The organism is Leucobacter sp. VD1 (genome assembly GCF_037150695.1).
In the GTDB taxonomy this organism is placed as follows: Bacteria; Actinomycetota; Actinomycetes; order Actinomycetales; family Microbacteriaceae; genus Leucobacter.
Window position 1 is genome coordinate 514502 of sequence record NZ_JBBCPO010000003.1, and the last position, 18195, is coordinate 532696.

Here is an 18195-nt window from a genome sequence, read left to right on the forward strand (position 1 = left end):
GCGGTCGATGGCACGGTGGTTTCCGGGGCGCAAGCTTTCGTGGACGCGGCTTGGAATCTTGATCCTCGTCGTGGCGAGTTTGACGGGCGCGGCCTTCTACGGCTGGACCCATGAGCAGGACGTGAAAGCAGCTGCCGAGCGCACCCCCTGGTTCGATGCATACGTCGACGTGACCGCGACGCCCACGTTCCCATTCGAGTCTCCGCGCGAGGATGGTCGAAAGAACGTCGTGCTTTCCTTCATCGTCGCTGACCCAGCCAACACCTGCTCCCCTTCGTGGGGCGGCTACTACAGTCTTGACGAAGCCGAGTACTCGCTTGATCTTGACCGCAGATTGCAGCGTCTGCGCAACCTGGGCGGCACGGCCATGGTCTCCTTCGGGGGCCAAGCAAATTACGACATCGCCTATGGGTGCACAGATATTCAGTTGCTCGTCGAGGGCTACTCGAGCGTCGTTGAGCGTTATGGCCTGGGGAGCATTGACATCGACATCGAGGGTGCGTTCCTCCGCGACAGTGGCGGCATCGCGAGGCAGGCTGCGGCCATTCGTCAGGTGCAGAATGCTCGAGAAGGCGGGCTCGATGTCTGGCTGACCTTGCCGGTGTCGCCAGATGGTCTTACCTCCGATGGTGTGCAGGCGGTGCGCACCTACCTGGAAGCGAACGTTGACCTCGCTGGGATCAACGCAATGACCATGAACTACGGTTCTGACAGCAAGACCCCCCTTCGCCAGCTGGTCGAACGTAGCCTGCAAGCAACGCAGGCACAGCTGCGCTCACTGTACGCAGAGGTGAATGCGCCGATGGGCGACGCAACTGCCTGGAGCAAGGTGTCGGCGACCCCAATGATCGGCCAGAACGACACCCGCAACGAGCGCTTCACGCTCGCCGACGCTCAAGCGTTGTCAGAGTTCGCAGATCGTAAGGGCCTGGGACGGATTTCGATGTGGTCGGCCAATCGTGATCAGCAGTGTGCTGACAATTGGCCGGACCCGAAACAGGTCTCGGATTCCTGCAGCGGTGTCGAACAGGAGCGGGGAGACTTTTCGCGGATCCTGAGCAAACATCGCCCCGGCGAAATCTCCCAGATCGCGGAAGCTGTGGATACCGCTCGTGCTGATGTATCCCAGAAGGACGATCCTGATACCAGTCCATACCCGATCTGGAACGAGAAGGCTGCGTATCCTGCTGAGACGAAGATCGTCTGGAAACGCAACGTGTATGAAGCCAAATGGTGGACCGAGGGCGATCAGCCAGATCTCGCCAATGACTCGGGCTCACAACCCTGGCACCTCATCGGCCCTGTCCTCCCGGGCGAAAAGCCGCAGCAGCGACTTCGGCTCCCCGAAGCGACCTATCCGTCGTGGAGCAAAGACATTGAATATCGGCGCGGAGACCGCGTGATGTTTGATGGAGAGGGCTACGAGGCAAAGTGGTTCTCTGTGGGGGACAGCCCCGACGAGTCCCTCGTGCAGCCGCAGGAGTCTCCCTGGCGAGCGCTCACGGAGGCAGAGATTGAAGCCCTCGTCAGCCAGCAAGCTCCAGTTTCAGCTGATCCTGAAAATTGAAACGCCTTCGCTCGGAAAGCTCCGAGCTGCACCTCTATCTCACAGTGTTCGGTGGGCGGCGCGAGTGCCGTGCATGCCGCATCGGCTGATATTGACACTGATCGTTTGGGATCGCTCACTGTGCAGGTGCTGTCGGAGCCGACGCCTTCGGCTGCCCCGTTCAGTTTTGGTCTTTTCGAAATGTTGCCCTCGGGGCTCGTCTATGTGGCGACTCCGGCGCCGAGCGTGACGTTGCGTCCGCCGTCGGCTCAGCCGACCGAGCTGCTCGCCGGCATCGACTCTTCCATCGATGTGTCGCCGGGGTTTGTGATCATGATGCTTGAAGACCCTGGCTGCGCGCAGCTTTCTGCTGCGGGTGGGCACTCGCCGCTTGATCTCACGCTGTCTCGACGTCCTCGAATGAAACGCTCACCCACCATGCGGCTCTGCACTACGACCGCAACGCGATTTCGCCCGCTTTTGCGAGGACATTTTGGGGTGCGGTGCGGGTGAACAAGGTGGTTGAGGGTGGTGATGCTGCGGATCAGGCGGGGCAATGCCCGGTGTTGCAGGTGCGGCGCTGAGCGCCGGTGGGGTGCTGTTCTCACTGTTCGATCGCCGCAGACGCGAGGCGTAGAGAACTCCACGGCAGCCGTCTAAGCAGCCGCACGCACCAAAGCCTCCCGCCCCTTCGACTACCAGGGGCGGGAGGCTTTGGTGCGTGCGGACTCAGCCGCCTAGATACGCCTGACGCAGCAGCGCCTCATCGTCGGCGAGCTGCTTCGCCGGCCCTTGCGGGTGGCTCACCCGGCCGCTCGCCACCACCATCGCGTCGTCGGCGATGCTGAGAGCGAGATGCGTGAACTGCTCCACGAGCAGCACTCCCACCCCGGACGCCGCAATCTGCTGAATCAGCGGCAGCAACCGCATGAATACCACAGGCGCCAAACCGAGCGACATCTCGTCGATCAGCAGGAAGCGCGGTTTCGATGCGAACGCGCGGGCGAGCACCAGCATCTGCTGCTCGCCGCCCGACAGCAGCACCGACTGCGAATCGATGCGCTTCTCAAGCTCGGGAAACGACTGCAACACCGCCTGCACGCCCGCATCGTTTTTCGCGGTGAGCAGCAGGTTCTCGCGCACGGTCAGCGACGGGAAGATCGCGCGTCCCTGCTCGATATGGGCGATGCCCGCACGCGAGCGCTGCACCCGGCTCCACTTCGCGATCGACTCGCCGCCGAGTGTGATATCGCCGCCAGAGTGATCGATCACTCCCGATACCGATTCCAGCAGGCTCGTCTTGCCGGCACCGTTCGGCCCGACGAGAGCGACGATCCGCCCCTCCTGCAGTGTCAGATCGACATCCGACACGACCGGGCCCGCCCCGCGGCGCACCGTCACGCCGCTCAACCGCAGTTCGTTCATTGCGTTATCTCCGCATCTCCCATGTACGCGGCGACCACCGCGGGATCGTCAAGCACCTCGCGCGTCGGGCCCTGGGCGAGCACCTTGCCGAAGTCGAGCACGGTGAGCTCCGTGCACACCGAGCGCACCAGATCGAGATCGTGCTCGATCACCACGATCGCGGTGTCGAAACGCGACGGGATGCGTGTCAGTCGATGCCCGAACTGCAGATGCTCCTCGTGCGACAGGCCAGCCGCAGGCTCATCGAGAATCAGCACCCGAGGCCCGGATAGCACCGCAGCCGCCACCTCGATGAGACGTCTCGTGCCCACGTCGACGTTCGCCAGCTGCTCCTCCGGAGGCGGGCAGCCCAAGAAGGCGAGCGCGTCAGCAAGCTCATCATGGTCAAGACGCTTGCGCGCCACGAAACGCACATACGCCTCCACCGACAGCTGCGGCGGCACCCGATCCTGCTGGAAGGTGCGACGCAGCCCCTTCCGGGCCCGCGCTACCGGCGACAGCCGGGTGATGTCTTCGCCGTCGAGCAGCACCGTGCCGGTGTGCTGCGGCAGGAAGCCGCTCACCGCGTCGACGAATGTCGACTTGCCGGCACCGTTCGGGCCGATCAGACCCATGATGGAGCGCGGCCGCACCTGCAACGACACATCATCATTCGCCTTCAGTGCGCCGAACTGCACGCCCAGGCTGCGCACCTCGAGCACCGGGGCCGCATCCGCCGGAATCGGCTCCGCCGCCTCCGGCACCGCGAACACATCGAGCGCCGTGGTGCCCACATCGTTCGACGCGGTCTCGGCCTGGGCCGCACGGCGCTTCTTCGCGCTCTTACGGAAGCCACCGCGGATCACCTCGCCGAGGTTCGATCCACCGGTGATCGCCTGGATGCCGAGCAGACCGAAGATCACGAAGCCCCAGTCCTGCGGCACGCCCCAGCGCTTCAGTAGTTCGGGCACCAGCACCCACAGCACGCCGCCGAAGATGGCCATGTCGATCAGGTAGGTGCCGCTCATCACCGCGAGGATGTAGAACGCGATCGACATCAGCGGTGTGAAGCTCGACGCGTAGGGGATCCCCACCTGGCCCGCGAGCAGACCGCCCGAGACGCCACCGAGCGCCGCACTCATCGCGAACGCTGACAGCTTCGCCAAACGCACGCTCTGGCCCACAGCAGCAGTGCCGCGCTCGGAGAACGCCACAGCCTTCCAGCTGCTGCCCACCCGGCTGCGCTGCAGCAGGAACACGAGGTAAATGCAGACCACCAGCACGATCACCGCGAAGAAAAAGTACTCGCGGTCGCTCGAGAAGAGGCCGGGACGCTCCACCGAGAGCCCGTCCTGCTGCCCCGGGAACTGCGTCTGCACCAGCAGCACGTCGACAGCGGCGGCAGCGCCCAGCGTCACCACGGCCAGGTTCACGCCGCGCAGTCGCAGCGCCGGAAGCCCCAGTAGTACGCCTGCAAGAGCGGCGACCAGTGCGCCCGCAACTAGCCAGACGATGAAGCCGCCAGGCGCCTCGTTCTTGTTCAGGAACGTGACTACCCACGCGCCGATGGCGCTGAAGGTGAGCTGGCAGAGGGCGATGATCCCCGCCGAGCCGGTTACGATGCCGAGGCCGAGCAGCGAGATCGTCGCAGTGACCATGCTGATGGCAAGGTAGACAACGTATCCGGAGAGCCCGACACTCAGGGCCCAGCCGATCCCGATCCCGAGGATCGCGATGACAAGGGGCAGAACGGTGCGCAGGCGCCGATTAGCGAGCAGCATCCCACACCTCCTTTCGCTGCGACCACAGCAGCAGGATGACGATGAAGATGAGCGGCACGAAGTTGCGCACCAGCGCTAGCTCGTTGATCTGAGCCACCATGCCGTTGATGAGGCCCAGCAGCAAACCGCCGACTACTGCGAGATCCAGCCGCTTGAAGCCACCGAGCAGCGCCGCAGCTGCCGCGGGAATGATGAGCATCGACAGCGTCACCGCGTCGTTTGACTGCGTCGGGGCGATGATGAGGATCGTGATCGCGCTGACGGCGCCGGTTACCGCCCACACCCCGATGGCGAGCGGCTTCGACGAAATGCCGATGAGCTCGGCCGTGGTGGGGCGATCAGACAGCGCGCGCAGCTTCGTGCCGATCGTGGTCTTGCGCAGCACCAGCGCCGCAGCCACGGCGACAATCACCGCAAGCGTCACGGTGATCACGGTGACCCAGCTCACCACCACCCCGGAGATCGTGAACGCGGGGCCGTTGAAGATCGGGGCGAAGGGCTGCGGCTTGTTGCCGAACAAGATGTATGAGAGCGACATCAGCAGCAGGAACGGCCCCACAGTCATAGCGGATCGGGTCGAGAGATCCGCATCCGAAAGCCACGTTGCCGCGATCCACCCGATGAGCGCTGACAGCAGCGCGCCCACCAGAATCCCGGCGATCGTCGCCAGCCAGACCGGCAGGCCGAGCTTGCTGGCGAACCAGACCGCCACGAACGCGGCGAACATGCCCGTGGCCGCCTGCGCGAAATTGACGACGCGCACCAGGCGAGACATGAGCGTGAGTGTCACCGCGAACACGGCGTAGACGCCGCCGGCGGCGAGGCCCGAAAGCGCGCCCTGCAGCAGGGCCCCGCCGTTCACGGGTGCCTCCCCGGCGTGCGATGGGAAGTGAGAAGCATGGGAATCCTTCGAGGTCTGAAACGGAGTGCCCGGTGCGGCCGAAGCGAGTGCTTCAGCCGCACCGGGTGCGATTGCGAACCGGCCGCTACTTCGCCGGGATCATCAGCCAGTCTTCGGCTGCCTTCTCCCAGGCGTTCGTGCCCGACTTCAGCACGACGGGCCAGCCGCCGGGCTCGTAATCCTGCGCGGCGATCTTGTCGAACTGGTAGGGGTAGGCGATCATCGGGTTCTCGATCGGATCCATGTTGGCGAGGGCATCATTGACGCTCTCACGGGTAATGTCGCCCTCGATGCTCTGCAGCACCTCGACCATGAACGTCGCAGCCAAGTAACCACCCTGGCTGAAGGAGGTGAGCGTGATGTCGTTCTCCTCCATCAGTGCCTTCCAGTCGGCGTTGACTTCGCTGTCCTCAGTGAAGGGGTAGAACTCGGCGGGCACGTAGACGCCGGCGGCGCTGTTCGAGACAGCCTTCGCGAAGCTCTCGCTGTAGACCGAGGTGAGCATCAGGAAGGTGACGTCGTCCCAGCCCTGCTGGTTTGCCGCCTTGAGCATGCCGATCGCGTCGGGTTCGACGTTGTTCGTGACCACGCCGTCGCAGCCGGCCTCGCGAGCCTTCACCACGTATGGCGTGTAGTCAGCACCGCCGTAGGGCACGGTGTCATCGACGTAGACGGGCTTCTTGCCGGTGATCTCGCTCCAGCGATCCACTGCGGCCTGGTAAGCGGGACCGGTCGACCCGATCACGCTGGTGAGCACGCAGAGGTTCTCAAGGCCGAGCTCCTCCGAGCCGTACAGCATGGTGAGCGTGGTGTCGTTGAACGGGCCGATGTTCGCGGGGGCGATGTTGGGTGAGTTGAAGCAGCCGGGATCGACGCCGATACCCTGGATCGAGCGCACATTCTCCTGCTCGTAGTACTTCGCATTGATCTCACAGTCGAGCAGCGAGGCACCACCGACCAGAGCGACCACTTCGTCGCTGCCGACCAGCTCACGCGCCGAAGCGGTAGCGGTGGCCGGGTCGGCCTTGTCATCAGTGGCCTTGTACTCGATCATGTGGCCGTTGATGCCGCCTTCGGCATTGACCTTGTCGAAGACCGCGGCCGCCGCCTCTGAAGCCTCGGGAAAGGTTGCCGGGCCGGAGATGGTGTTGACGGAGCCGAGCTTGATCGGCGCGCCCTCACCGCCGCCGTCGCTGCCCGCGCAGCCGCTCAGCACGAGCGCGGCCGTCGCGGTCAGCGCGGCGGCACCCAGGATGCGTGATTTCATTGGTGTGTCCTCTCGGATGAGTGAAGGGGATTGGTGAAGTTCAGGTTCAGACGGGCTGCATATCTGGGTATTTGACATTGCCCAGCGGGTAGATGTGGCCGCCGGCGCGCGAGTGCTCGGACTCGCCGCTGCCGTTGATGCCGAGGAAGATGCCCGTGGTCATGAGCTGGTAGCCCAGATCGTGCAGCCACACGCTCGCGACGGAGATGCGGAACTCGCGGAAGCAGAAGAGGTAGAGGCCGTCATCGAGCTTCCACACCGTCGACAGGTCCATGTCGCCGTGGCCGCGCTGCACGCCCTGCAGGTTCTGCCAGGCGTAGCGCTCGGTCGACATGTAGACGTGCTCGTACAGGTGCTCGGGGCTGTAGCGGTAGAGGTTGCGCATGCCGATCAGGTCGCGTGACTCTGCGGGGGTGTCGCCTGTCGCGTCGATGCCCTCGACCTCGGCTGCGAAGAAGTCCTGCTTCACCTGCGGCTCGCCCTCTACGCGCTCGGCGTCGATGTGCGAGTGGGTGACGATCGCGCGACCGGTGCGCTCAGACCAGACCACGGTGACGGCCTCGCGATCCCGCGACTCCAGCGGCAGATTCACGAAGAACACATCGCTGCGCACCTGCACGGCATCGTAGGGGTCGTCGGTGCCGTCAGCGGCGATGCTCCCGCTCGCACTCCAGCTCGCCCGCTCCGTGCCGAAGTCGACGGTGAACGAGCTGCCATCGTCGAGGGTGAGCGCCAGCCGGCGGCCCTCGAGCGAAACGTTCGGCAGCCGGTACGTGTCGATGCCGGCTGCGAACTCGTCGTAGGTGGCCCACTCGTCGACACCGCGGCGCTCGTCGCTGGCGTCGGCGATCTGAGGTTCGGTCATTCTTCTTCGTCTCCTTTGATGAAGTCGGAATGCGCTGCGGAGGCCGCAACATCCGGAATACGATTCTCAATGTAGGCACTCCGGCAGCTTCGGTGGCCCGCGAGCACCGCCAGCGACAATGATCGTGCGCTATCGGTCAACGAGTATCACGACTCGGTTTCGGTGGCTTGCGTGCGCGATGCTTCGCGGGGGCGGATCGGGCCTGCGCGGGCACGCTTCGGGTCTGCACGCGGGGTGCCTCGGGCCCGCACGAGGGCGCGCCACAAGCGCTGCCTATGAGATGCGGATCGGGCGCGCGGGCAGATCAGCCCGCGCAGATATCTGACTGGGCGCGGGCCTGAGCGGCGCGCGCAGCATTCGCAGCAGCCGGCGCCGAAACGCGAAGCGGAGGTGCTTCAGATCCGCCGCAGATCACTCGGCGAAACGCCGTACGCGGCCTTGAACACGCGGCTGAAATGCGCGGCATCGGTGAAGCCCCAACGGGCCGCGATCGCCGACACCGTGCGGTCGCTGAGCACGGGGTCGAGCAGGTCGGCTCGGCAGCGTTCAAGCCGGCGCTCGCGAATCCACGTCGACACCGTGGTGTCGGCCTGCCTGAACAACGAGTGCAGGTGGCGGGTGGAGATGTAGTGAGCGGCGGCGATGTTGCCGGGGGAGAGGTCAGTGGCGGAGAGATGCTGATCGATGTACCCGTAGATTTTCTGCAGCAGCAGCTGATGCGGATCGCGCTGACCGGGTTCGGCATCGAGAATGCTCGAAAACAGCGTGCCCATCAGGTCGAGACTCGTGTGCGCGAGCTTCGCGCGAACCGGGCCCGACAGATGCGCCAACTGCGACGGAAACTGGGACAGGAACGCCGTGATCACCGGGGCGATGCCGCGGTGCTCCTGGCTCAGCGACACCGCGGTCAGCTGCTCTGTGAACGCGCTCGGCAATTCAAGCCGATCCTTCGGGAACATCATGATGAGATTGCGAAAATCCTCACCGAACAGCAGCGAATACGGCCGTGACGTGTCGTACACGGAGAGATCTCCCGGGCGCATCACCAGCTCTTTGCCGTCCTGCACCAGAATGCTGCTGCCCGACAGCAGCAGACTCACCTTGTAGTAGCCGCTGCCACCGTTCGCAATCGTCTCCGGAGTGCGCTCCACCAGGTGCGGCTTCGCCACAACCTCGGTGAACACCACGTCATCGGCATCCGCGGAGCAGAGGCGCGCCGCGAAGGGCTGACCTTGCTCGGCGCTGATCTCGAGTGGCACAAACGAAGACGACACCATGCGGCGGAACACGCCCAGGCTCTCGGCCTGCGTCGGCCGAGCCTCAGCGCGAGAGACATTCTGCTGTTCTGCAGTTGGCATGTCATTCACCTTTCTCATGATGCAACGCCCTTGAAGCAACACTCTGATTCGAGGATACCGCCTAAACCTCCGCAAGCACCTCCGAGAGGGTGTCGAGCAGCATCGGAAGCTCAGCCTCGCCGAACGCGAGCGGCGGGCGCACCTTCAGCACGCTCTCGTCGCGCCCGATCCGCGAAATCAGCACCTTGCGCGCCTTCATCGCCTCCACAACCTGCTTCGCGAGCTGCGGCGCCGGCTCCCCATCGATCGCAAAATCGAGCCCCAAGAACATGCCAACACCCTTCGCAGAGCGCACGAAATCATAGCGATCCGCGAAACCCTGGAAGCGCTCAGCCGCCACAGCGCCCAGGCTCTGCGCGCGGGCCATCAGACCTTCCTCGGCCATCTCCACCAGCACGGCCTCGCCCACAGCAGCCGACACCGGGTTGCCCGCGAAGGTGTTGAAGAACTCGTTCGTTGAGCCGAAAGCATCGAGAACGGCCTCGCTCGTCACCACAGCCGACATCGGGTGACCGTTGCCCATGGGCTTGCCCATCGTCACCAGATCGGGGGTAAGACCCGCATACTGATGGCCCCACATGTGGGTGCCGGTGCGACCGAAACCGCTCTGCACCTCGTCGGCGATCACCATGCCGCCAGCAGCCTGCACTCGCGCCGCGATGCCGCGCAGCAAGCCCTCAGGCACCCGCGGCATCCCCTCGGTCGAGAACAGCGGATCGAACAGGCACGCCGCCACTCCGAAGCCGGCCTCCTGCAGCGACGCAATCGCGGCATCGAGCTCGGCGAGCGTCTCCGCCAACACCTCGGCTTCGGGGCGCGGATCGCGATCCAGATCCGGGATCCGCAGCGGGCGCACATTCGGGTCGAGGGGTGTCGCGGTCTTCAGGCCCGTCGTAAGGCCCGCGAGCGTGATCGTGGTGCCGTGGTAGCTGTAATCAGACACGATCATGCCCGTGTTGCCGGTGAGCTGCCGGGAAATGCGGATCGCAAGCTCATTAGCCTCCGACCCTGAATTGCCGAAGAACACCCGATCGAGGACCGTGTCGAACGTTGCGAGCAGCTGCTCGGAATAGTCGACCACCCGCTCGTTCAAGTAGCGGGTGTGCACGTTGAGGGTCGCGGCCTGCTCGGCGAGGGCCGCCACCACGCGATCATTGCAGTGGCCCACATGCGGCACGTTGTTATAGCCGTCGAGGTAGCGCTCGCCGCTGGCCTCCGTGAACCACACGCCCTTCGCTGACACGAACTGCAACGGCTCGGAGTAGAACAGCGGTGAATACGGGCCGATGGTGCGGTTGCGGCGCTCGATGAGTGCGGCGGTGGAGGTCATATGGGGCTCCTCGGGTGGGAAAGCTTGGCGGATTGGGGAGTGGTGCGTCGAGCGGCGACGGGGTGCGTCAGGCGGCGACCAGTTCGCGCGACAGGCGCACAATGTGGGGCAGCACCGTGGTGGCGTGCCACTCGGCCGTGGGCTCGCCGCGGCGATCCGCCGCCCAGCCCAGGTAGGTGAGACCGCGGGCGAGCAGAATCGCAGGGAACACCGCAGAATCTGCGGCGTCGAGCGGGCGCACCGACTCGTAGCCTGCGAAGAGCGCGTCGCGGTACTCGGCGTACCGCGGGTGCGGCGTGAAGAAGTAGAGCGCCGTCGCGAGGTCGAAGAGGTGCCAACCGGCGGCGAAATCGTCGAAGTCGATGAGCACCAGGCCGTCGTCGGTGCGCAGCACATTCTCGGGGGTGAGATCGGCGTGGATGGGGCCGAAACGGTGTGCAGGGGTGCCGTACGCGCCGAGTTCGTCGCGGATCCGAGCAATTGCCGCGACCACCGCGTCGCGCTCCTCGCCCTGCAGCTCGGCAATGCGCAGCGGATCGCCCCAGGCGGGCTGCGGGCCGACGAGCCCGTCGAGATCCCAATCGTCGCGGGGTACCGCCATGCGGTAGCCGGAGCGCTCGGTGGCCTCGTGCACCTTGGCCGTGAGGCGGCCCAGTTCGGCGAAGTCGGCGGTGTCGATGTGGGCGGTGCCGGCGACCGCTGTGCGCTCGTCACCGAAGTTGCCGTGGTTGGGGATGAGGTGCTGCAGGTCGACCTGGTGGGCGCCCGCGGCGTGGTCACGGCCCACCACGCAGAAGCCGCGGCCGTTGCGGGCGGGCACGAAGTGTGGCACGGCGACGCCCTCGCCGTGCAGCGCTCGCACGAAGTCGAGCTCGCAGCCGAGCTCGTCATCCGAGTGGTAGCCCTGGCGGTGCACACGCAGCACGTAGTCGGTGCCGCCCGAGGTGAGGGAGAAGACGAAGTTCTCGCGCTGCTTGAGCAGGGAGAGTTCGGTGCCGGGGTCGAGGTCGTATCCGGCGAGTGCTTCGCGGGCGAGCTCGATGGCGACGGGGAGATCGACGGTGATCATGCGGGTCCTTCCGGCCGGCGCTGCCGGGTGACCCCGACAGAAAACTATACTCAGAGTATAGAAAGCGAACTCGGAGTGCACAAGTGCGGCTTCGGCTTCTACACTGAGGGCATGCAATCCGCCTCCACCGCGCCCCCCACGCTGCGCCAACGACGCCAGCAGCGCACGCGGGAAGAACTCGTCGACGCCGTGCTCGCCGTCATCGGCCAGGCAGGTCTCGCCGACACCACCATCGAGCGCGTCACCGCAGAGTCGGGGGTTTCCCGCGGCACCGTCTACGCCTACTTCCCGGGCGGCCGCGACGAACTGCTGCGCGCCGCCTACGCCCGCCTCGGTCACGGCCTCGTCGACCGCACCCGCGCCGCCGTATCCGCGGCCGACGACTGGCGCGGCCGCCTCGTCGCCCACGCCCGCGCCATGCTCGACCTCGCCGACGGCCCCCGCATCGGCCACTTCTACAACGTGTCAGGCCCCACCCTGATCGCCGATGGCGCCGAGCGCGGCATCGGATCGGGCGCGAGCATCATCATGATCCGCGAAACCCTCGAAGCCGCCCAGGCCGCGGGCGAAGTCGACACGAGCATCGACGCCGACTCCGTCGCCGCCCTGCTCGTCGGCGCCCTGCGAGAAGCCGCCACCGGCGTCGCCGCCGGCCACCGCGACGCCGATCGCGCCTTCGCCGCCTTCGCCCGCCTCATCGACGGCCTCGCCGCGCGGTAGCCGCGGGCTTGCCGCCGCTGCGCCGCCGCTGCGCCGCCGCTGCGCCGCCGCTGCGCTGCCGTTGCGCTGCCGTTGCGCTGCCGTTGCGCTGCCGTTGCGCTGCCGCTGCGCTGCGGCCAGATGCGCCCCGCCCTTCCGAAATCGGGGTCGGTTTTGGTCGCGTGTCATGCCGCGACACGGCCAAAAGTGACCCCCATTTGGGCGGTGGGGCGGGGCTCGGCGGGGCTGGTGGCGCAAGGCTGGGTTAGGCGGGGCAAGGCGGGATTAAGGCAATCTGCGGCCGAGAGGCGGATAACGCATGCTCAGGCGGGGGAGGGCGTGCGAAACTCGCCTTTCGGCGCCGAGCCGGGCCAGGCCGGGGCGGGGCGGCGCGGGGCCGGACCGCAGAGCGGGCTGCGTGCTAGAGCGCGGCGAGCAGGGCGTCGACGGCGGCGCGGGCGCGCACGGTGCGGCCCTCGTCGCGGTCGAAGTCGCCTATGAATACGTTGCCGAGCGCGGTGGAGAGCACGCCCTGCGCGGCGGCTTCGCGCGCGGCGGCCGGGGCGTGCGGTTTCGCCCGGGAGATGTAGGCGGCGAGGCGTTCGCGGGTCGACGCGTACGACGCCGCGAGCACGTCGGCGATATCGGCGTTCGTGCGCGCCAGTTCGACGAAGGCGAGTACGATCGCGTTCTCCGAGGTGGATGCGGCGAACTCGCCGCCGAAGAGGAAGGCGAGTGCGCCGTCGAGGTCGTCGACGGCGGCGGGCAGGATCGCGGGCTCGCCGTTCTCGTCGGCGTAGAAGGCGCGGGCCGCGTCGAGCAGCAGTCGGTCGCGGTTGCCGACGAAGTGCCGCACGTGCCCGCGCGACATGCCCGCGGTGTCGGCGATGCGGTCGAGCGTGGTCTTGCTGATGCCGTGCTCGGAGATGGTGCGCAGCGTGGCCTCGATGATCTGCTCGCGGCGTTCGTCGGCGACAGAGGGGCGGGCCATGCGCGTTCCTTTCGGTGCTGGGGCGGTCGCGGGGCTCGCGGCGCCTCCCCGAAGAATAGCGGGATCTTGCGGCGAACAAAAATTGTCTAGTCAGACTTGACTAAATTGCTTTCCACCCCCTAGCTTGGGTCTCACCCGGTCGCAGGGTTCACCCGGCGAAGGGCGCCTCGCATCGAGGGGAGGCCGTGCTGCACCGCGCAGACGGGTTCCTCCCGGTCGCCGCGCAGCCCTCGCCGTCGCCCCGGCCGCCACCGAACCACGTCCCGAAGGAGCGACATGACGACGCAGTACCATCGCCTCGGCCCGGCACCCGTGAGCCCGCTCGCTCGCGAGGAGCGGGTGCGCATGCGCGACGGCGTGCACCTCGCCGCCGACGTCTACCTGCCGGCGCTCGCGCAGTCCGCCGCGGAACGCTCCGCGCAGTCCGCCGCGCAGCGCGCAGCGGGGGCCGGCGCAGCAGAGGCCGGCACGGAGATGGGGCCCGGGGCGGTGGCCGACGCCGCGACGGCGCGCGACGAGACCCCCGGCGACACGATCCTGATCCGCCTGCCCTACGACAAGAGCGGCGAGTACACCTTCATCCCGCTCATCGCCGAGTACTTCACCGCGCGCGGGTACCGCGTCGTGGCGCAGGACGTGCGCGGCAAGTTCCGCTCGGAGGGCGACGCGCTGCTCTTCGTTAACGAGGTGCGCGACGGCTCCGACACCCTCGACTGGATCGTGCAGCAGCCCTGGTCGAACGGCCGCGTCGCGATGTGGGGCGACAGCTACTACGGGTACACGCAGTGGGCGGCGGCCGCGAGCGGTCACCCCGCGCTGAAGGCGATCGCGCCGCGCGTCACGGGCACCCGGCTGGGGGAGCCCGTGCACCGCGATCCGGGCGATCGCACGCGCGCTGTGGAGATGGGCATCACGAATCTCTACCCGCTCACCCACTTCTTCGGCAACGACACCTACCTGTGGGAGCCGGATTGGACGCGGCGCGATTTCGCAGCGCAGGCCGAGGCGTTCATCGCCGAGCGCGGTCGTCGTTCGATCTCGTACGACCAGTGGACGCCGCACCCGGTGACGCTGCCGCGCTTCCCGCTGGGGAGCCCGTTCGCGGGGCGTTCGGTGCCGGTGCTGCACACGATCGGCTGGTGGGACAACTGCGCTCCGCTCTCGTGGGCCGATGTGGCCGAGATCGCGCAGCACCCCCACTGGGATGCGCACCACTATCTGCGCATCGAGTCCATCGATCACGAGAATCACACGCTGCTGGAGTCGGCAGAGGAGCGGGTGGAGAATCGCAGCGCCGCCCAGGTGCGCGCCATGCTGCCCGCCTATCTCGACCCGGCGCTGGAGTTCTTCGAGGTCTTCGTGCGCGGCGAGGGCCGCCCGGGCGATGTGCCCCGCGTCAACTGGAACCTCGCGGGCACCGACGAGCTGCGCAGCGATGCAACGTGGCCGCCGTCCGGGGTGCGCGTCGAGACGCGATTCGCCACCGCCGAGGGTGGGCTGGCGGTGCAGCGGCCGGGTGCGGCGCAGGCTGAGAGCTGGGTGCACGATCCCGCGGATCCGGTGCCTTCGAGCGTGCCCGACGCCTTCTCGTACCTGCTGCACCTGCCCGACGAGGCGCCGATCGGCGCCCGCGGCGACGTGCTCGTCTTCGACGGGCCGGTGCAGCCGGCCGACGTCGACCTGGCCGGGCCGGTCCGGGCGCGGGTCGGCCTGAGCTCGACCGGGCCCGTCGCCGACTGCTTCGTGCGGCTGCTCGACGTGGCGCCCGACGGCTCCGCGCTCAGGATCGCGCGCGGCCAGCTGCAGCTGCGCGACGCGACGCGGCCCGGAGTGCTCGACATCGACCTCGGCCACGTGGGCTACCGGCTGCGCGCCGGGCATCGGCTGCGGGTGCACGTGTCGAGCAGCGACTACCCGGAGTTCCTCCCGCAGCCGGGCACGGGCGCCGACCCGTGGACGGAGGGGGAGCGGATGCTCCCCAACACGCAGACCATCACGATCGGGGGCCCCGACGCCTTCGCCATCGACATCCCCGTGCTGGAAGGAGCACTCGCATGACCGCAGCAGAGACCCCCGCACTGCCCGAGCCGAGTCTCGAGTACGTCTTCGAGATCCGGGCGACCATCGACCCCGATCTGCGCATCGGCCGCAGCTCCGACGAGGTGCTCACCTTCACTCCGATCTCGGGAGGCAGCGTCGCCGGCCCCCGCTTGAACGGCGAAGTGCTCGCGGGCGGCGGCGACTGGGCGGTCGAGCGTTCGGGCACGGCGCAGCTCGAGGCGCGCTATCTCATCCGCGCCGACGACGGAGCCGTGATCGACGTGCTCAACCGGGGCTACTTCCGCGCCACCGACGAGCTGATCGCGCGCATGGAGCGCGGCGAGCAGGTGCCGGAGGGGGAGCCCGGCCTGTACTTCCGCACGGCTCCGGTCTTCCAGACCGATGCGCCGGCGCATCGCTGGCTTGCCGAGCACCAGTTCATCGGCCTCGCCCGCGACGGCGAGGGCGAGAACGGCGAGCCGCAGGTGTGCATCCGGGTCTTCGCGGTGCGATGATGCGCGGCGGGGGCGGGATCGCGCAGCGGATCGGCGCGCACGCGTGCCGGGGCGGCGCCGGTTCAGCGCGTGCGCGGCAGGGCGCGCAGCGCCGAGAGCGTGATCTCGCGCGTGCGTGCGGGGTGCCAGTGGGCAGGGTCTTCGGCGTTCGCGAAGTAGGAGCCGCGCAGCAGCAGGTAGCCGAGCTCGGTGGCGAGTTCGGGGTCGGCGTAGCCGGCGTCGCGGGCGGCGTCGTGCAGCACGGCGCGGTAGGACTCGGATTCCCGGCGCAGCGCGTCGCGCAGTGCGGGTTCGGTTTCGGCGTTCGCGACGATCTCGAGGATGAGGGCGCGCAGCACCGGTTCGACCTCGTCGGGTTCGGGCTCCCACGACACGAGCGCTTCGAAGCGTTCGGCCGGCGAGAGTCCGTCGGCGGCCCCCTCGTACTCGGCGCGCCAGCGGGCGCTGGCGCGGTCGAGCACGTTGAGGATGAGCTCGGATCGCGAGGGGAGGTAGTTCGTGACGAGGGTGGTGGATCCGCCCAGTTCACGGGCGACCGCGCGGATGGTGACGGCGTTCGCGCCGGAGGTGCGCGCGACGCGGATGGTGGCCTCGGCGATGGCTTGCAGCCGCGCTTCGCGGTCGATGTCCTTGGGCATATCGCGAGCCTAGCGAGCGATGAGACCAAAATGCAACATTGATGTACAACAGCGTTATATTATGATGACTGCGGGGCGGATCACCGACGATCCACCCCGAAGCGATTCCGAAAGGACGGAACCATGAAACGAAGCGGACTGGTCGTAGGACTGGCGCTCGGAACAGCGGCGCTCTTCGCCGTCACCGCCTGCGCACCCCGCGAGGGCGGCGCCTCCGAGAACCGCGCATCGGTCGACGAAGCCCAGCTCGTCGCCTCGCTGCCCGCGGCCGAGAACCCCGTCGACGAGGTCGTGTGGTCGGTCGTCGAGGGCGAACCGGCCACACTCGATCCCGGATCGTCCGCGACCGTGATCATTCCCAACCTGTGCGAGAACCTCATGCAGCTGCAGCCCGACTTCTCGATCGAGCCCGGCGTCGCGCAGAACGCCGAGTGGGTCGACCCCGTCACGCTCAAGCTCACCCTGCGTGACGACGTCACCTTCTGGGACGGCACGCCCCTCACCGCCGACGACGTGGTCTACAGCCTGCAGCGCGGGCAGAACCCCGCCTCGCAGTGGTACGCCGCCTTCGTGCTCGTCTCCGACATCGCGAAGACCGGCGACCTCGAAGTCACGATCCGCTTCAACGCCCCCGACTCCACCTTCCTCGACTCCCTCGCGGGCGGCGGTGGCGCCGTGATGAGCAAGGCCTACGGCGAACAGGCCGGCCCCTCGCTCGGCACCTCCGAGGGCGGCCTCATGTGCACCGGCCCCTACCAGCTCGAAGCCGGCGGCTGGAAGCCCGGCAGCGAGATCGTCACCACCGCCAACGAGAGCTACTGGGGCGGCGCCCCGCTCGTGCAGAAGCTCAAGTACGTCTTCGTCACCGACGGCTCGACGCTCACCACCGCGCTCACCGAGGGCGAGATCGACGGCGCCTTCAACGTGCCCCCGGGCTCGCGCGGCGCCTTCGAGGGCGACGGCGCCGGCAGCCTCATCGTCGGCCCCTCCACCGCCTCCTTCAGCTTCGGCCCCGCCACGGCCGAGGGCCCCGCCGCGAGCCCCGCGATCCGACAGGCCCTCAGCCTCGCCATCGACCGCGAGAAGTACATCGACACGGTGCTGAACGGGCTCGGCGAGGTGCAGAAGACCATCGTGCCCCCGTTCACCTTCAACCAGACCGAGGCCAGCGCCATCTACCAGGCCGGCTACGACGAGCTCGCAGCGCCAGAGGTAGACCTCGAACGCGCGAAGCAGCTCATCGCCGACAGCGGCGAAGACGTGAGCGCGCCGCTCGTCGTCGCGATCCCCGCCGGTGCCAAGGAGTTCCAGCAGACGGCCGCGATCATCCAGAGCGCCGGCAAGAGCATCGGGCTCGACATCGAGATCAACGAGATGCAGCCCGCCGACTTCGGCGCCATGTTCTACGATCCGGGCGCCCGCGACGGCATCGACTTCGTCGCCACCCAGGGCTACATCGAGACGCCCACCGTGGGCGGCTACCCCTCACTGTTCATGCTGCCCGAGGACCGCGGCGGCGTGTTCAACTGGAGCCAGTACTCGAACGACGAGGTCACCGCGCTCATGGAGGCCTCCCGCACCGCCGCCGACCCGCAGACGGCCGCGGAGGAGTTCGTCGCCGCGCAGCGCATCTTCGCCCCCGACCAGCTGCAGGTCACCCTCGCCGGCTCGTACCAGCTCACCTACCTCTCGGACGAGCTGACCGGCGCCACCACCTCGATCGCCATCTACAGCAGCCCCTGGGCGCTGCACCTCGGCGGCAAGTAGGCGCCCGTCCGGCGTCCGTCGCGG

The 18195-nt window shown here is 67.5% G+C and carries 15 protein-coding genes; 5 read left to right on the forward strand and 10 right to left on the reverse strand.

The window, feature by feature from the left end; translation table 11 throughout:
* Nucleotides 1-7: 7 nt before the first annotated feature.
* Nucleotides 8-1567, forward strand: a complete 1560-nt coding sequence (locus tag WFL22_RS11325; RefSeq protein ID WP_336651786.1) for a chitinase — start codon at nucleotides 8-10, stop codon at nucleotides 1565-1567.
* A gap of 708 nt (nucleotides 1568-2275) precedes the next feature.
* Here WFL22_RS11325 and WFL22_RS11330 read toward each other — a convergent pair.
* From WFL22_RS11330 to WFL22_RS11365, 8 genes are all read right to left on the reverse strand, one after another.
* Nucleotides 2276-2971, reverse strand: coding sequence for an ABC transporter ATP-binding protein (locus tag WFL22_RS11330; protein WP_336992853.1), 696 nt, complete (start codon nucleotides 2969-2971; stop codon nucleotides 2276-2278).
* The gene (locus WFL22_RS11335) at nucleotides 2968-4731 is read right to left on the reverse strand and encodes a branched-chain amino acid ABC transporter ATP-binding protein/permease (protein ID WP_336992855.1); all 1764 of its coding nucleotides are present in this window, start codon (nucleotides 4729-4731) and stop codon (nucleotides 2968-2970) included. Before WFL22_RS11335 ends, WFL22_RS11330 begins: the two co-directional genes overlap by 4 nt.
* Nucleotides 4718-5593: a branched-chain amino acid ABC transporter permease gene (locus WFL22_RS11340; RefSeq protein ID WP_336651783.1), complete on the reverse strand. Its 876-nt coding sequence runs from the start codon at nucleotides 5591-5593 to the stop codon at nucleotides 4718-4720. Before WFL22_RS11340 ends, WFL22_RS11335 begins: the two co-directional genes overlap by 14 nt.
* Nucleotides 5594-5717: 124 nt before the next feature.
* Nucleotides 5718-6899, reverse strand: a complete 1182-nt coding sequence (locus WFL22_RS11345; RefSeq protein ID WP_336651782.1) for an ABC transporter substrate-binding protein — start codon at nucleotides 6897-6899, stop codon at nucleotides 5718-5720.
* 46 nt (nucleotides 6900-6945) lie between these two features.
* Nucleotides 6946-7764: a MoaF C-terminal domain-containing protein gene (locus tag WFL22_RS11350; RefSeq protein WP_336651781.1), complete on the reverse strand. Its 819-nt coding sequence runs from the start codon at nucleotides 7762-7764 to the stop codon at nucleotides 6946-6948.
* Nucleotides 7765-8159: 395 nt separating this feature from the next.
* The gene (locus WFL22_RS11355) at nucleotides 8160-9122 is read right to left on the reverse strand and encodes a helix-turn-helix domain-containing protein (protein ID WP_336651780.1); all 963 of its coding nucleotides are present in this window, start codon (nucleotides 9120-9122) and stop codon (nucleotides 8160-8162) included.
* A gap of 61 nt (nucleotides 9123-9183) precedes the next feature.
* Entirely contained in the window at nucleotides 9184-10452 is a 1269-nt protein-coding gene (locus WFL22_RS11360; RefSeq protein ID WP_336651779.1) for an aspartate aminotransferase family protein, read from the reverse strand.
* 67 nt (nucleotides 10453-10519) lie between these two features.
* Complete coding sequence (locus WFL22_RS11365; RefSeq protein WP_336651778.1) at nucleotides 10520-11521, reverse strand: phosphotransferase enzyme family protein; 1002 nt, start codon at nucleotides 11519-11521, stop codon at nucleotides 10520-10522.
* A gap of 111 nt (nucleotides 11522-11632) precedes the next feature.
* On the opposite strand from WFL22_RS11365, the gene WFL22_RS11370 reads away from it, so the two are divergent.
* Nucleotides 11633-12241, forward strand: coding sequence for a TetR/AcrR family transcriptional regulator (locus WFL22_RS11370; RefSeq protein WP_336992856.1), 609 nt, complete (start codon nucleotides 11633-11635; stop codon nucleotides 12239-12241).
* A 400-nt stretch (nucleotides 12242-12641) separates the two neighbouring features.
* Here the strand turns inward: WFL22_RS11370 and WFL22_RS11375 are convergent, their stop codons facing one another.
* Nucleotides 12642-13211, reverse strand: coding sequence for a TetR/AcrR family transcriptional regulator (locus tag WFL22_RS11375; RefSeq protein WP_336651776.1), 570 nt, complete (start codon nucleotides 13209-13211; stop codon nucleotides 12642-12644).
* A gap of 276 nt (nucleotides 13212-13487) precedes the next feature.
* On the opposite strand from WFL22_RS11375, the gene WFL22_RS11380 reads away from it, so the two are divergent.
* Nucleotides 13488-15269, forward strand: a complete 1782-nt coding sequence (locus WFL22_RS11380) for a CocE/NonD family hydrolase (RefSeq protein WP_336651775.1) — start codon at nucleotides 13488-13490, stop codon at nucleotides 15267-15269.
* Nucleotides 15266-15766 (forward strand): DUF3237 domain-containing protein, encoded by a 501-nt coding sequence (locus WFL22_RS11385; protein ID WP_336651774.1) that lies wholly within the window; start codon nucleotides 15266-15268, stop codon nucleotides 15764-15766. The genes WFL22_RS11380 and WFL22_RS11385 overlap by 4 nt, the downstream gene beginning before the upstream one ends.
* 62 nt (nucleotides 15767-15828) lie before the next feature.
* Here the strand turns inward: WFL22_RS11385 and WFL22_RS11390 are convergent, their stop codons facing one another.
* Nucleotides 15829-16404, reverse strand: a complete 576-nt coding sequence (locus tag WFL22_RS11390) for a TetR/AcrR family transcriptional regulator (protein ID WP_336651773.1) — start codon at nucleotides 16402-16404, stop codon at nucleotides 15829-15831.
* Between the two features lie 123 nt (nucleotides 16405-16527).
* Between WFL22_RS11390 and WFL22_RS11395 the strand changes: the two genes are divergently transcribed.
* The gene (locus WFL22_RS11395; protein WP_336651772.1) at nucleotides 16528-18171 is read left to right on the forward strand and encodes an ABC transporter substrate-binding protein; all 1644 of its coding nucleotides are present in this window, start codon (nucleotides 16528-16530) and stop codon (nucleotides 18169-18171) included.
* Nucleotides 18172-18195: the final 24 nt, after the last annotated feature.

What these genes read in the sequence shown, in the direction of transcription:
- WFL22_RS11345 (WP_336651782.1), bottom strand. Translation starts at nt 6,899, where the DNA reads ATGAAATCACGCATCCTGGGTGCCGCCGCGCTGACCGCGACGGCCGCG.
- WFL22_RS11335 (WP_336992855.1), bottom strand. Translation starts at nt 4,731, where the DNA reads ATGCTGCTCGCTAATCGGCGCCTGCGCACCGTTCTGCCCCTTGTCATC.
- WFL22_RS11390 (WP_336651773.1), bottom strand. Translation starts at nt 16,404, where the DNA reads ATGCCCAAGGACATCGACCGCGAAGCGCGGCTGCAAGCCATCGCCGAG.
- WFL22_RS11360 (WP_336651779.1), bottom strand. Translation starts at nt 10,452, where the DNA reads ATGACCTCCACCGCCGCACTCATCGAGCGCCGCAACCGCACCATCGGC.
- WFL22_RS11365 (WP_336651778.1), bottom strand. Translation starts at nt 11,521, where the DNA reads ATGATCACCGTCGATCTCCCCGTCGCCATCGAGCTCGCCCGCGAAGCA.
- WFL22_RS11350 (WP_336651781.1), bottom strand. Translation starts at nt 7,764, where the DNA reads ATGACCGAACCTCAGATCGCCGACGCCAGCGACGAGCGCCGCGGTGTC.
- WFL22_RS11380 (WP_336651775.1), top strand. Translation starts at nt 13,488, where the DNA reads ATGACGACGCAGTACCATCGCCTCGGCCCGGCACCCGTGAGCCCGCTC.
- WFL22_RS11395 (WP_336651772.1), top strand. Translation starts at nt 16,528, where the DNA reads ATGAAACGAAGCGGACTGGTCGTAGGACTGGCGCTCGGAACAGCGGCG.
- WFL22_RS11325 (WP_336651786.1), top strand. Translation starts at nt 8, where the DNA reads ATGGCACGGTGGTTTCCGGGGCGCAAGCTTTCGTGGACGCGGCTTGGA.
- WFL22_RS11375 (WP_336651776.1), bottom strand. Translation starts at nt 13,211, where the DNA reads ATGGCCCGCCCCTCTGTCGCCGACGAACGCCGCGAGCAGATCATCGAG.
- WFL22_RS11385 (WP_336651774.1), top strand. Translation starts at nt 15,266, where the DNA reads ATGACCGCAGCAGAGACCCCCGCACTGCCCGAGCCGAGTCTCGAGTAC.
- WFL22_RS11370 (WP_336992856.1), top strand. Translation starts at nt 11,633, where the DNA reads ATGCAATCCGCCTCCACCGCGCCCCCCACGCTGCGCCAACGACGCCAG.
- WFL22_RS11330 (WP_336992853.1), bottom strand. Translation starts at nt 2,971, where the DNA reads ATGAACGAACTGCGGTTGAGCGGCGTGACGGTGCGCCGCGGGGCGGGC.
- WFL22_RS11355 (WP_336651780.1), bottom strand. Translation starts at nt 9,122, where the DNA reads ATGCCAACTGCAGAACAGCAGAATGTCTCTCGCGCTGAGGCTCGGCCG.